At 49.3% G+C, this 12,982-nt stretch carries 11 protein-coding genes; 7 read left to right on the top strand and 4 right to left on the bottom strand.

The genetic code is table 11. The features are described 5' to 3' along the window. The first annotated feature begins 475 nt into the window (after positions 1-475). From BN162_RS08330 to BN162_RS08315, 4 genes are all read left to right on the top strand, one after another. Positions 476-1,303 (top strand): papain-like cysteine protease family protein, encoded by an 828-nt coding sequence (locus BN162_RS08330; RefSeq protein WP_020224627.1) that lies wholly within the window; start codon positions 476-478, stop codon positions 1,301-1,303. Positions 1,304-1,610: 307 nt separating this feature from the next. Then, positions 1,611-2,777, top strand: a complete 1,167-nt coding sequence (locus BN162_RS17870) for a GGDEF domain-containing protein (RefSeq protein WP_020224626.1) — start codon at positions 1,611-1,613, stop codon at positions 2,775-2,777. Between the two features lie 460 nt (positions 2,778-3,237). Next, positions 3,238-4,830, top strand: a complete 1,593-nt coding sequence (locus tag BN162_RS08320) for an ABC transporter substrate-binding protein (protein WP_020224625.1) — start codon at positions 3,238-3,240, stop codon at positions 4,828-4,830. Between the two features lie 242 nt (positions 4,831-5,072). Next, positions 5,073-5,651, top strand: a complete 579-nt coding sequence (locus BN162_RS08315) for an ECF transporter S component (protein ID WP_020224624.1) — start codon at positions 5,073-5,075, stop codon at positions 5,649-5,651. A 482-nt stretch (positions 5,652-6,133) separates the two neighbouring features. Here BN162_RS08315 and BN162_RS08310 read toward each other — a convergent pair whose 3' ends face one another. Further along, positions 6,134-7,378: an MFS transporter gene (locus BN162_RS08310; RefSeq protein WP_020224623.1), complete on the bottom strand. Its 1,245-nt coding sequence runs from the start codon at positions 7,376-7,378 to the stop codon at positions 6,134-6,136. A 330-nt stretch (positions 7,379-7,708) separates the two neighbouring features. Beyond that, the gene (locus BN162_RS08305; RefSeq protein ID WP_040451860.1) at positions 7,709-8,944 is read right to left on the bottom strand and encodes a pyridoxal phosphate-dependent aminotransferase; all 1,236 of its coding nucleotides are present in this window, start codon (positions 8,942-8,944) and stop codon (positions 7,709-7,711) included. Between the two features lie 96 nt (positions 8,945-9,040). Between BN162_RS08305 and BN162_RS08300 the strand changes: the two genes are divergently transcribed. Further along, positions 9,041-10,171 carry a pyridoxal phosphate-dependent aminotransferase gene (locus BN162_RS08300; protein ID WP_020224621.1) on the top strand — a complete coding sequence of 377 codons (1,131 nt, stop codon included), beginning with the start codon at positions 9,041-9,043 and terminating at the stop codon, positions 10,169-10,171. On the opposite strand, the gene BN162_RS08295 is transcribed toward BN162_RS08300, so the two are convergent. Continuing rightward, positions 10,155-10,736, bottom strand: a complete 582-nt coding sequence (locus BN162_RS08295) for a manganese efflux pump (RefSeq protein WP_020224620.1) — start codon at positions 10,734-10,736, stop codon at positions 10,155-10,157. The two genes, BN162_RS08300 and BN162_RS08295, sit on opposite strands and share 17 nt — an antisense overlap. Before the next feature lie 131 nt (positions 10,737-10,867). Here BN162_RS08295 and BN162_RS08290 point away from each other — a divergent pair, with 131 nt between their 5' ends. Then, positions 10,868-11,218: a hypothetical protein gene (locus BN162_RS08290; RefSeq protein ID WP_020224619.1), complete on the top strand. Its 351-nt coding sequence runs from the start codon at positions 10,868-10,870 to the stop codon at positions 11,216-11,218. Here BN162_RS08290 and BN162_RS08285 read toward each other — a convergent pair. Beyond that, positions 11,215-11,868 carry a YggS family pyridoxal phosphate-dependent enzyme gene (locus tag BN162_RS08285; protein ID WP_020224618.1) on the bottom strand — a complete coding sequence of 218 codons (654 nt, stop codon included), beginning with the start codon at positions 11,866-11,868 and terminating at the stop codon, positions 11,215-11,217. The two genes, BN162_RS08290 and BN162_RS08285, sit on opposite strands and share 4 nt — an antisense overlap. Positions 11,869-11,920: 52 nt before the next feature. Here BN162_RS08285 and BN162_RS08280 point away from each other — a divergent pair, with 52 nt between their 5' ends. Further along, positions 11,921-12,802 carry a PHP domain-containing protein gene (locus tag BN162_RS08280; protein WP_020224617.1) on the top strand — a complete coding sequence of 294 codons (882 nt, stop codon included), beginning with the start codon at positions 11,921-11,923 and terminating at the stop codon, positions 12,800-12,802. The last annotated feature ends 180 nt before the right edge of the window (positions 12,803-12,982 follow it).

Here is a 12,982-nt window from a genome sequence, read left to right as displayed (position 1 = left end):
TCAGGGGAAAATCAGCGCTGAAGAGGAAAAGGGAATAAAAATAATTTAAAAGTTTAGCTGCACTAAACAAATGATTTCACTTTATTAAATTTATGCTTGCGTTCATAAAAATTTTTGGTATAATTTTTCCGTGATTGAGTTTGAAGGAGGGATGGGGAAAAGACGATCACACCCGTTCATTTTGAATGATTAGAAGCACGTCATTGCCGGTGATAATCAACCGGCCGCATGACCTGATGTTCCACGAAGAACAGGCCTCGGACAGCCGGGTCAAATGCCGAAATTGAAACAGGGTCACCCTTGTTGATGCCAAAGCTAAGCTTTGAAAAAGTTCTGTGACACGCAATCACCAAGCGGCCAAAAGCCATCGTCTTGTCTTTCTGTCCCGGCGCATGGAGCGTACCGGAAGAAAATTGAAGAAACGAAAAGAACTGTTGTTTTTGTTTTTCTATTTTGAAAGGGGAATCATCATATTATGAAAAAATTAATTTCTGTGCTTTGCGCACTGCTTTTCATTGCGGGCTGTTCCGCTGCGCCTGCCGCTGCGCCTACGCCTTCAGCCACTCCGCAGCCCGCGGTTTCCAATGCCGCGCATGGCAACTTTACCGACCAGATGAAGCTGGCCTACCGCGATGATTTAGATCCGGAAGCCGGGGCGGATGCGGTTGAACGGGAAGGCGACCATGCAGATTCACCTTATTTCGCTCAGGTTGATTTCTACAACGCGAAGAATACGGATACCCTGACGATTCTGCCGCAGTTTCAGACGATGCAGCAGACCTCGGAATGGTCCTGCGGCGTCGTTTCCGCTTTACTGGTCCTGAACTATTATCATCAGCTGGGGGATCAGACGGAACGCACGCTGGCGGAGTATCGAAGCAATGGTTTGACGCCGGCCGCTACGGATATGGAATCCATGATCACAATCTTTGACCAGATCGGCGGCTTTGAGCTGGAAAGCAGTCTGGATTATTCCGCGGATGAGCTTTGGGATGTCTTTCCGTTAGAACGTTTTGAAGCCTTGTTGAAAGAAGGAACGCCGGTGATGGTGGCCTGGAACGATTGGGGCGGACATTGGCAGGTCGTGATCGGCTATGATAATATGGGAACGGAAACGACGCAGGACGATGTGCTGATCGTTGCCGATCCTTACGATACGACCGATCACAATCAGGACGGATATACTGTGTATGGCGCGGAGCGGTTTTATTACAACTGGACGATGTATGATTTCTTTGAAGGTCAGGGCATCGAGAATCAACGCGATCTGATGTTTTTGATCGCCCAGCCGATCACTGAATAAATCCAACAGCAATTCAACGAAATAAGCGAAAATTCCCCCGCCTCTTGTCGGCGGCGGGCAACTATCCCCCGCTGGCATGAAGGCAAGCCGATCTGGAAACGAGATCCAAGGCCAGCAACGCTGCCGCGTCATGTTGAAGGTATAGGACTCATCATGGGGATCGAAATAACATTCAGATATCTAAAAGGATGCAGTGTCTTTCTTTTCTTTCAACGGAAGAGGCACTGCTTTTGTATTTGTTGGCGAAAGCCTGAGTTTCTTATGTTATACTAAATAAGAAATAAAAACAGAAAGCGAGGTCAGCGGAATGATTGCCATGATAGAAGACGTCATGATCCTGTTTTTTAATCTTTTGATCTTTGCCCAAATGATTACGCTGAAGGATCAAACACGGCAGAAAATGTTCAAATTGGCAGCCGGCTGCACTGTCTTTTTCACGGCTTACGGCATTGCAGTCTACGTTTTCCAGTTTCCGATGGTTCTGTCTTCGCTTTTAACGATGAGTCTGCCGAGCCTGGTGCTGTTCTGGCTGTTTTCGGCTTTCCGCGACGCCCGGTTTTTCCTGTCGTTTGCCCTGGCGGATACCCTGTCGCTAATCACGGCGTCCTTCAGTAAATATCTCAGCTTGTTCTTTCCTCAGGGTGAGATTTTCTTTCTGGGTCTGACGCTGTTGTTGTTTATTGCGCTGCTCGTATTTGCCAATCCTTATTTTCAGCTGTTAAAAACTTTGATGCGGCAAGTCGAGGGGGGCTGGACATCGATGGCGGTGACCGCGATGCTGATCTATTTCGTCTTGGGCTTTATCGCCGCGTATCCGACGCCGATTGCTCAGCGGCGTGAATATGTCCCGGTCTTTATGGCCGTCTGCTTGCTGACGTTTGCTTTTTATCTGGTCGTGCTGCATTCGCTGCAGAAAACGCAGAAAATTGTAGAACAGAACATTCAGCTGCAGCAGGAACAGAAAATATATCACATTGCCTATACCGATGCGCTGACAGGACTGGGCAACCGCGCCGCGTATTTGGAACGGATCAATCAGCTGGAACGGCTGCGGAAAAACGGAATTTCGATTTGCTGCATCGAGCTGGACATGAACGGTTTGAAACAGGTCAATGATACATTAGGACATGCGGCGGGAGATAGAGCGTTGCGAGAAATCGCCTTGGCTTTGAAGACGGTGTTTCTTTGCCGGCAGCCGGACAGCGTATTTCGGGTCGGCGGCGATGAATTCTGCGTCTTGCTCAGCGATGTGGATAAAGCCGAAGCTACGGCGTGTCTGAATCAACTGAAAAATCAGCTGAAGCAAAGCAGCCAGACGCTTGGGTTTTCCTTAGCGGCCGCGGCTGGCGTGGCCTGGGTGCAAGCGGAAGAGTCGATTGAAGCCACGATGATCCGCGCGGATGATCAGATGTATAAGAATAAGCGCGGAGAACAGCATGTTTCTGAAACCGAGATTGAAACAATCACTTCCTGATGATTAATTTTCAGAAAAAATGAAAAAAGAATTGACAAGTTTTCCGACCTGCGGTAAACTGAATTCATCAACACAAATGCATAGATCAGGAAATGAGAAACTGGAACGTCTGATTCAAGAGAGCTGCCGTCAGGTGCAAGGCAGCACAGACACCGGGGACAACTGCCCTGTTAGCAGCGAACTGAAAGGTTATCCGAGTAGGGGAAGCCGGGAATTCCCGTTATAGAAGAAGGCATTCTTGCAGCTGCAACGATGCCCGCAGAGTGATCCTGTTTTTATGGCAGGATAATAGGAGTGGTACCACGGATTGATCAATCCGTCTTCTAAACAGAAGGCGGATTTTTTGTGTTTGATTAAAGGGGGCATGAGAGTGTGAAACAGGTGAAATGTACCGGTGTTTCCGGAGCACTGCTTTTCTAAAACGGATGAACTAAGGTTTTAGAAAAAGGAGAAAACGAAAATGAAAAACTGGATAAAGAAAATGATCATCGGCGTTTGTGCCGTCATGATGACAGCCTGCGCAGTTCAGGGAGAAAATACTGCCGCACCGACCGCATCTGCTTCCAACGAACCGATTCAAGGCGGAACGTATATCGTCCGCGGCGCGGGGGACCCTTACAGCTTTAATCCCGATCTGAAAGTCGATGACTGGGGTGTCGTTGCTTATCAGAATATTTTTAACCGGCTGGTCAAACAGACGGTTTCCAATGAAGTCGTCGGCGATCTGGCGGAGAGCTGGGAGTTTTCCGAGGATGGGCTGACGCTGACCTTCCATTTGCATGAAGGCGTGAAATGGCATGACGGCGAGCCGTTCAGCTCGGAAGACGTCAAATGGACGTTTGACAAGATCCGGACGGAAGGTTATCAATCCAACAGCTTCAAACAGCTGAGCGAGATTACCTGTCCGGATGAGAATACCGCGGTATTCCATCTTTCCGAGCCGAATTCCGGGATCGTTGCGACGATCGGCTGGCTGGGGACGTTTATCATGCCGAAGCATATTTACGATACGCCGGATTATGACTGGTCCACCAATCCTGCCAACTTCCAGCCTGTCGGCACCGGACCGTTCAAATTTGTTTCTTATGAAAAGAGCGTCGCCATCCGGATGGAACGCAACGCAGATTATTTCAAAGGCGCGCCTTATATTGACGAGCTGATCATCTCGATTATTCCGGATGAATCGACAGCGTTCCAAGCTTGGCAGAACGGCGAAGTTGACGATATCCTCGGTAAGGCACCGTCCTCTGAAATCGCTTCGCTGAAACAGGATCCGAATTACAACGTTTATCAGTATGTTGCGACCGGCCGCGTCTATCTCTCGTTTAATCTGAAAGAGGGTCCGTTTGCGGATGTCCGCGTTCGTCAGGCTGTCGATATGGCGTTAAATCGTCAGGAAATTCTTGACAAGGCCGCCAAAGGAATCGGCAGCGTACCCGAAACCTATATGTCGCCGGTTTTTGACTGGGCGATGAGTGAAACGGCCCGGATTCCAGAGATGGACCGTGAAGCGGCGATGAAGCTGATTGAGGAAGCCGGCTATACGAAGGATGAAAATGGAATCTATTTCACCTGTTCGCTGGATACCTTTGAAAGCGGAAACTTTAAAGATACGGCCACAGTGATTCAGGCGCAGCTGAAAGAAATCGGCATTGAAGTGAAGCTGAATATCTCTGAGATTGCCAACTTCCAGACTAAAGTCCTGGATAACTACAACTTTGATATGGCGATGAACTCCGGAGCTCAGGGACCCGATGCCAATGCGATTGAAAATCGCATCAGTTCCAACGGATCGCTGAATATTTCCAAATATGCCAATCCAGAAGTCGATGAATTGCTGAAGCAGGGAATTGCTGTTTCAGACAAGGCGCAGCGCGGAGAAGTGTATAAGCAGATTCAGGAAATCATGAAGCGGGATCTGCCGATGGTGATTGTTACGGATGAAATTTACAGTTATCCGATCAAAGCCACAATTCACAATCATCCGCTGTCAGAAGAAAAATCAACAACTTTGGGAACCAATGAGTTCTCCGAAGTCTGGATTGAACAGTAAACAGAGAAATGAGGCTGTACTTATCCCCGGGATACTCTCCCGGGGATTTCTATGATGCTTCAAGGATAAAGAAAGAATTTGAATCAATGATTCACAGGAAAATGCATGTCCAAAGTTATTCCCTGCATTAAAAAGTTCCCTGCCGCAAGGTTTTGTATTACAATAGAAAAAGGTTGTCAAGTTTCCCAGCCAGGGAAAACCGGCATAAAAATGCGGCAGCGTAAAGGAAGAGGGGAATCAAGATGAAAAAGAATACAAGGACAATGGCTTTTATCGCGATCTTTGCGGCGATCAATTACGTGGTTTTCAGTTATCTGAAGATTGATATTCCGCTGGCGGCCGGATCTTCGGTAGCGATTCATGTCGCCAATGCCGTCGTTGTGGTTTCGGCGTTTTTATTGGGACCTGTGGAGGGCGGAATCGCAGGAGCGATTGGCCTATCCATTGCGGATCTGTTGGACCCGCGCTATGTTGCTTCAGCACCGAAAACATTTTTTCTGAAATTCTGTATCGGTTATATTTCTGGAAAAGCTGGACAGAAGTTAGGTTTGGCCAAGGCGGAGAATTCTCGGCAAGCCGTTAAAATTGCGGCTATCAGCGCGATTGCCGGGTTAGGCTTCAATGTGATCTTTGATCCGATCATCGGTTACTTATTCAAACGATTTATCCTGCAGATCAATGCGGAAGCCGCGGCGATTATTCTGACCTGGACCGGCGGGGTGACAGCTTTCAATGCGGTGATCTGCGTCTTTGTTTCCGTCGTGCTGTATATGGCGCTGAGAAAGCCGTTCGCCAATCTTTATGGCAGGAATCGACGCTGATCAGCGTCAAGGTGTTTGATCAAAATAAGAAGCTTAAACAAGACGTAATCGGCAATCCGGAAATTTTCCGGATTTTTTTGTTTAATGGGAAAGTTCTAGTAGAAAAAGAAAATAATGAAACAAACTCAATTGCGGATTGAATCATGAACAGTAAAACATCGCAGTTCTTCAATCGGATTCGGATGGGTATCACAGGATAGAGGATAGTTTTTGGGAGCGGAGGGAAACTGAAGAATTGTGAGCCGTAAACAGACTGAAAGGAAGAAACCTTTGAGAAAGACCTGTGCTTTGAAAGCAGAGTAAGAGTAGAAAGGAATCGGAGATCTGGTTTACTCCCTTGACAAGAAACAGAGTGGAGTTCTGAAAGGTCTTGATTTTCAGAATGAAGCGAAGCATCACTTTCTTGCGTGCAGAAAAAAAGAACGCATTCATGAAAATGCGTTCAGCGATCCTTGATTTATCCTGAGCAAAATGAAGGATGCTTATAATTCAGGACTTAATTCTGCCTGCAAAAAGCGTTTCTGTACTTCTGGATAGATGAACATCAGGGCAAACGGTAGAATGGAGATCAGGCTGGAAACGGTACCCAAGAAACTCAGATCCACAAATTCGGCAACCAAACCAAATACCAGTGAGGACAAAGCCTGACCGCCGCTGGAGGCCATCATGATGAAGCCGGAAATCATCGCCCGTTTCTCACGCGGGATGACAAGCATGAAGGCGGCGTTGAGGATTGCGTTGGCGACAGCGCTGACAAAGAACGTGATCAAAAAGGACAGCGCCAGGGTGTTGAATGTCTGCATCGAATAGCACACGGCAAACAACAGGGAACTGAGCGGGAATCCGAACAACATCATCTTGATCCGCAATTCAGATTTGATGTTGAGCGTGCCTATGACAATCGTCCCGATTAAGGCAGAAATCGACTGCAGCGACATCAGATAGCCATACTGAACAACGTCCAGTCCCTTGCCTAAACAAAACGGCAGAAATACGGCATTCATGCCGGAACCGAAGAAATTGGCTGTCACGGCGATCACGACGATGATGCGGAAGCAGCGGTCGTTCAGAACATAACGGGCGCCTTCTTTTAAATCAGCCAATAAGATCTTTAAGCTGATGGGCAGACCGGTTTTCGGCGCTCGCGGCACATCAATAAAGCATTCGGTCAAGGCGGATATCAGCAGTGAAATTCCGTTGAGCAAAATGACAAAGGGAACGCCTAGAAAGGCAATGATCGCTCCGCTTAGTCCCTTGCCGATCATGGCGACCAAGGAACGCATCCCGCCAGCCAGCGACTGAGCCCGGACTAAATCTTTAGGCATGACCAGATCGGTCATGACGGTCATCGAAGCCGGGGTGAAGAAAGCGTTGCATAAGGCGGCGATCAAGGCCGTAACCAAAACCATCCAGACTTCCAAGTGCTGACTCATAGCGATAAGCCCCAAGCCGATCATGGTTGAACCGCGGATCAGATCCGTGCCGACGATCATCCATTTGCGGTGGCTGCGGTCGATGATCGCGCCGCAGAAGGGCCCCAGAAACATCGCGACGAACATGGATATACTGCTCAGTAAGCCCATCAGGGCAGTGGATCCGGTTTTTTCGTAGACCCAATAACCGATGCAGATGCTGTAAAGAACATCCCCGAAAGTGGAGAACAGTGTTCCCTGCCACAGCAGGATAAAGTTTTTATTCCAGAGCTTCAGTGTTTTCGTTTCATTCATGGCATTTACCTCTTCTTATTTCTATGATATGTCTTGTATGTTTGTTTGTCAATTAAAAATATCAATATTTATTTAATTTATTTTGATTTTTAGATTGATAATTTTAATTTGTATTTAAAATATTTGCGATGACAACATAGAACAATGAAACGCTGAGAAAGATTGGAGCAGAAACGGATGCGTTGTTTCCGTTGGGTTTTATCTGACATTTTGCCGTGTATTCGTGATGAAAAAAACAGATGAGCCGATTGAAAGCAGCTCATCTGTTACAGATTGGATTTAAAAGTTTTTTAATACAGCGGATTCAGCAAAGCGTACCGTGGGTACTGATTACTGCAGCGTGCTGAGGATCTGTTTCATCCGTTCAGCCAGTCCTTTGACTTTTGCGACGCTTAACGAACAAACGGCGACCCGGATGCCTTTGTTGACTTTCACCGTATAGATATGATTGGCGATCAGTTTTTCGTGGTATTGATCGCGCAGGTTGTTGTCCGGTGTTTTCAGGGTGACGAAGAAGCCTTCCTTATAAGGATAATACGCCAACCCGCAGGCGTCGGCTTCCTGAATGAATAAGGCACTGCGCTGTTTCAGCAGATCGACATAGATCTGTTTTTCCGATTCAAAGGCAGCGCGGTTTTCCGTGGTGATCCAGGTGAAGTTTTCCATCGCCGCATTGGGAATGTTACTCCAGGTCGCGCGAGCCGTTTTTTCAAAAACGATTTCCGCTTCGCGCACACGTTGTTCATCCTGCCCTAAGATTAGGGCAGCACCGCAGCGCAGACCGTAAGACGTCAGGGTTTTGGAACAGCTGAAGGCGATCACCGTCAGAACGTTTTCATTCATGGCGTTAAGGCAATTCAGGTAATCGCGGCTATGCTGTCCCTGGTAGCTGTAATCAATATAAGCGATATCATTCAGGATGACGCAGGGGCCCTGTTCACTCAGTTCGTTGAGGAAGCGAACGACCTGCCGCCATTCATCGAGGGTCATGGAATAGCCGGTTGGGTTATGGCAAGGATCGTTGATCACTGCCAGTAAGCGTCCCTGATCGGCCATGACGCGTCGGCACGTTTCCTTGAAGGAAGGGAGATTGAAGTGATCGCCGTCAAACATCGAGTAAGCAGCTGTCTGCAGTCCGGCTTGGGCGGCCATCAGGTTATACGAACCCCAGCAGATTTCCGGCAGGACAACAGTCTGTCCTGGTTCCAGGACATTGATCATCGTCATGTTGACAGCGCCGGTACCGCCGGGCGTGGCGATGACGGAAGCGTTCAGATGGATTGGCTGATCCTGCAGGACCCAGTTTTTGACCTGAGCACGATAGCCGGGATTGCCGGTAAAGCTGGCAGCGTAAGCAGCCTTCACTTCCTTAGCGATGGCGTTATAGTGGTCGAAAACATTCTGGTAAGCGACAAGCTTGCCGCATTCATCGTAAAGTGAACCAATTGTGGCATCGACGACGGCGTCTGCGCCATGCTCGGCGATATCCTGCTTCGCCATGGAAACAACGGCGAAAACCGTATCTTCAATCGGCTGCAGATTGGCGGATTGTTTCATAAAAGACATCGGGATCATCTTCTTTCCTTTTTAATGACTTGATTATAACTGAATTGCACAGAATTGAAAAGAATCTTTCATACAATGAAAGGGAAGGAGGCAACTATGCGAATTCATGAAGAAGTACGAAAAATGCCGGTCAGTCCGATCCGTACCTGGACAAGCCGCCTGCATGATTTAAGTCCGCGCGCAGAATTAACCCTGGGCGAACCCCCGCAAATCACTGACAGCCGAATCATTGAAGCGGCCAAGACGGCGCTGGATCAGGGATTGACGCACTATCCTCCGGCAGCCGGCCTGCAGTCTTTGCGTCAGGAACTGGCGAAACGGGAGCGTCAGCTGCGCGGCTGGACGATTCATCCCCATCAAGTGCTGGTCACAGACGGAGCGCAGGAAGCACTGGCCGTTTGCTGCCTGGCATTGCTGAACCCTGGGGACGAGGTTTTAATCAGTGATCCCGGTTATCCGGGGACACGCAGCGTGATCAGCCTGGCTTCGGCCGTGCCGGTGGCCTGCGCGGCGGATGAGCATCTGCAGCTGGATATCACTCGGATGGAGCGTCTGATCAGTGTTCGTACGCGGGCGATTATCGTCGCCAGTCCGAACAATCCAACCGGTCAGGTTTTATCCGCGGAAGCCTTAAATCAATTGGGGATGCTGGCGGAGAACTACGATTTAGCTTTGATTGTCGACGCTGCCTATGAACAGTTAAGCTGGCAGCCGCTCAATTTTAAAGTGCTGCGCCCCTATCGCCACCGCGTTATTTTTATCGGCAGCTTTTCCAAAACCTATGCGATGACCGGATGGCGGCTGGGCTGGATCAGCGCGCCGCGGCGGTGGGAAGCCGCTTTGTTAAAAACCCATCAGGCGCTGGTGTCGGGCGTCGCGGGGTTTGTGCAGCAGGCAGCCTGCACGGCGCTGACGCTGCCGGCGGAGTCCTGGCGTCAGGAAGTCAAAGAACAATGCGAGGCTGCTTGGCAGCGCTTAAACGCGATCGGATTATCCTGTCCCTGCCCCGGCGGCGGGTTTTACTGCTTTCCCGCCATTCCTGCCAATGCTGAAAGCAGTGAACACTTTGCGCTGCAGCTGGCGGAGCGGGCCGGGGTCGCCGTATTGCCGGGAACCCTGTTTGGACAAAGGGGGGAAAAGCATGTGCGGTTATCCGTCGGCGTGCGGCGCGAAACACTTCAATGGGCGCTGGATCAGCTTGAAATGTTCGTCAAAGCAGGCGGCTGAAAGCTAAAATCAGAAACAACAGCGAAGGCAGATATTCACTGCCTTTTTCCATGCGCCGCACAAACGGCAGCGTCTGACAGAGATTTCCGGCTTTGACTAACAGAAAATTAACAACCGCAAAGCACAGCGCCGTAGACCAGACCGGCGCTTTATCCAGGGCGAAGCTGAATCCCAAAACGGCGTTGTCCAGACTCAGCGCCAGACCTAAAAGCAGGGCTTCACGGCTGCTTAAGTGCTGATTTTGATCAAGATCCGAACGGGCGGGATTGTTAATCACGGCGATTAACGACGGCGAACTGGAACTGCGTTTTTTCAACGCATCCGCAAAGGACAGATAGGCCAGACAGAAAAACAGGACGAAGCCTAACCCCTTGGAGGCCTGCGCTGGAATACCGGCAGTTAATAACTGTGAGGATAACATCACCGCGGCAACGATAACCAGCGGACAAAGCGAAATCAAAAGCAGCTGCGGAAGCCGGATGCGGATTTTCTTCAGGCTGAAGCTGAAGCCGCTGAAAAAACCATCCAGGCTGACCAGCAGGCTTAAAAAGATCAGATGGGCCATAACACTCCTCCTCTATCGTCAAGGTATGAGCGAGCAGAAAGGAATGGACAGGCGAAAGACCCGGGAATTTTTCTTTGTCAGATTCTGTCGAAGTCATGTATAATAGAAACCGTTAAGTTAGGAGTGAGTTTATGAGCTTTGCCAGAAGATACGGCATTCCCTTTCTGATCATGATCGTCAGCGGTCTGATCGTTCGGCTGTTTCAGCTTTATCTGCCGGCTTCGATTCGATCGGTGCTGGTTACGATTGCGATTGCCGTGAGTTTGTTTGCCTTCGGCCTGAGTCTGCATATCCATAAAAAAAGAAGAGATGAATCGTGGTTTAAAAAACTCGTCATCTCGTTCTTTCTGATGTTTTTCCTGTTGTGGGATCTGGGCTATATCGTTTTCCCGCAGCTGAAATCCATTTTCAATTTTCTGGGAATTCAGGGCTTTGTGATCTATATGGTTTATGTGTACTGCGGCTGGGCCTTTTTCGATTAAATGGAGGACGGATCCTCAAACAAAATCGTTCCCAAGCGCAGCTGGGTCGATCCTTCGCGTAAGGCGATCGGGTAATCGTGGCTCATCCCCATCGAACATACGGTAAAGTGTTCACCACCCCATTGCGCTTTGAGTTCTTCAAACAGTGCGCGGGCTTCATGGAAGACAGCGGCAATCGCCGCTTCGTCATCGACGTGCGGTCCCATCACCATGATGCCTTCCGGGATCAGGTGTTCATATTGCTGCAGAGCCTGGAAAAAAGCCGCGGCTTCCTGTTTTGCCAGACCGGTTTTGCTGGATTCTTCCGCTAGATTAAATTCGACCAGAACACCCAGCGTCCGGTTCAAGCGGGCGGCTTCCTTTTCTGCGACTGCGGCTAAGGCCAGTGAATCCAGAGAGCAGAGCCGGCTGATATAAGGCATGAGGGCGCGGACTTTGTTGCGCTGCAGATGTCCGATAAAATTCCAGCGGATATCCTGGGGCAGCTGCGGTGCTTTCTGAAGCAGCTCCTGGACGCGGTTCTCGCCGAAATTTCGGGCCCCCTGATCGTAATAGGCTTGAATTTGTTCGACTGAGCGATGTTTGGAGACGATCAGAAGTTCACATTGTTGTGAACATTGTTGTAAAATTGTTTTATAAAGATTCGGCATAGGATCCCTCTTTTCATGGGATATTATACCACCTTTCAAGGAGGAATGAAGGATGAAAGCAGATCTGCATATCCACTGCTCGGCCAGTTTTGACGCAACGGAGTCAATTGATACAATTCTGGAACTGGCGCGTGAAAACCAGCTGGATCTGATCGCTGTGAGTGATCACAATGAAATTGACGGCGCTTTGGAATTGGAACGCAAGGGCGAGGCGGCCGGTGTTGAAACACTCTCGGCGATTGAGATCGACTGTTTTTTCGGAAGCAATATCGTGCATTTGTTAGGCTATGGCTGCAATCTGCGGGATCCCGGATTCACCCGGTTAAAAAATCATTATATCGAGGAACTGCGGCGGACAGGCCGGCAGCGGCTGCAGCTGATTGAAGAGCACTATGGCTTAAAGCTGAATGAACAGGCGATTCTTGAACGGGCCAAGGGGCGGCCTTATACCAATGTTGAAATCACTCAGGAACTGCTGGCCACGCAGACGCATCCTTTATTAGTCCCTTATCAAAGCGGAGAGCGCAGTGCCAATCCAATCGCCAATTTCTATTGGGATCAGCTGGCGGTCGGCTGCTGGGGTTATGCTGAGCTGCGGCTGCCGGAGTGGAAGCAGGTCACAGATTATGTGCATCAATGCGGCGGCGCGCTGATCGTAGCGCATCCGATGCAGAATCTGAAGCTGGATGAGACCGCGGCGGATCAGCTGCGTCAGGGCGGTGTTGACGGGTTTGAGGTTTACAGCTCCTATCACGATGAACGCGGCCGGCAGTTTTACCATGAGGTTTGCCAACGCTGGGGTCTGGCCGAAACCTTCGGCAGTGATTTCCACGGCACGACCAAACCGAATATCGTTCTGGGACAGACAGGATATGACGGCGACTGTGACGCTGCGGTTCAGGTCTTAAAAGAACGCATTGCGCACTGGCGCTAAACATCATGTGATTATTGTCAGGCTTATTCTAAAGGGAAAAATGAGAACTTCCAGCGGCAAAATTGCACAAGTTCAGGTTTACAAGCGCTTTCTGAAAAAGAATGTAAAAAATAAGAAAAACGGCGCAAAATGGTAAAAAAATCAGGAAAATTCTTTTCAGGTTATTCCATTTGACGGATT

The sequence above is a fragment of the Holdemania massiliensis AP2 genome (genome assembly GCF_000327285.1).
GTDB lineage: Bacteria > Bacillota_I > Bacilli_A > Erysipelotrichales > Erysipelotrichaceae > Holdemania > Holdemania massiliensis.
Note: the sequence above shows the minus strand (reverse complement) of the source record. Positions and strands in the feature narration are given on the sequence as shown.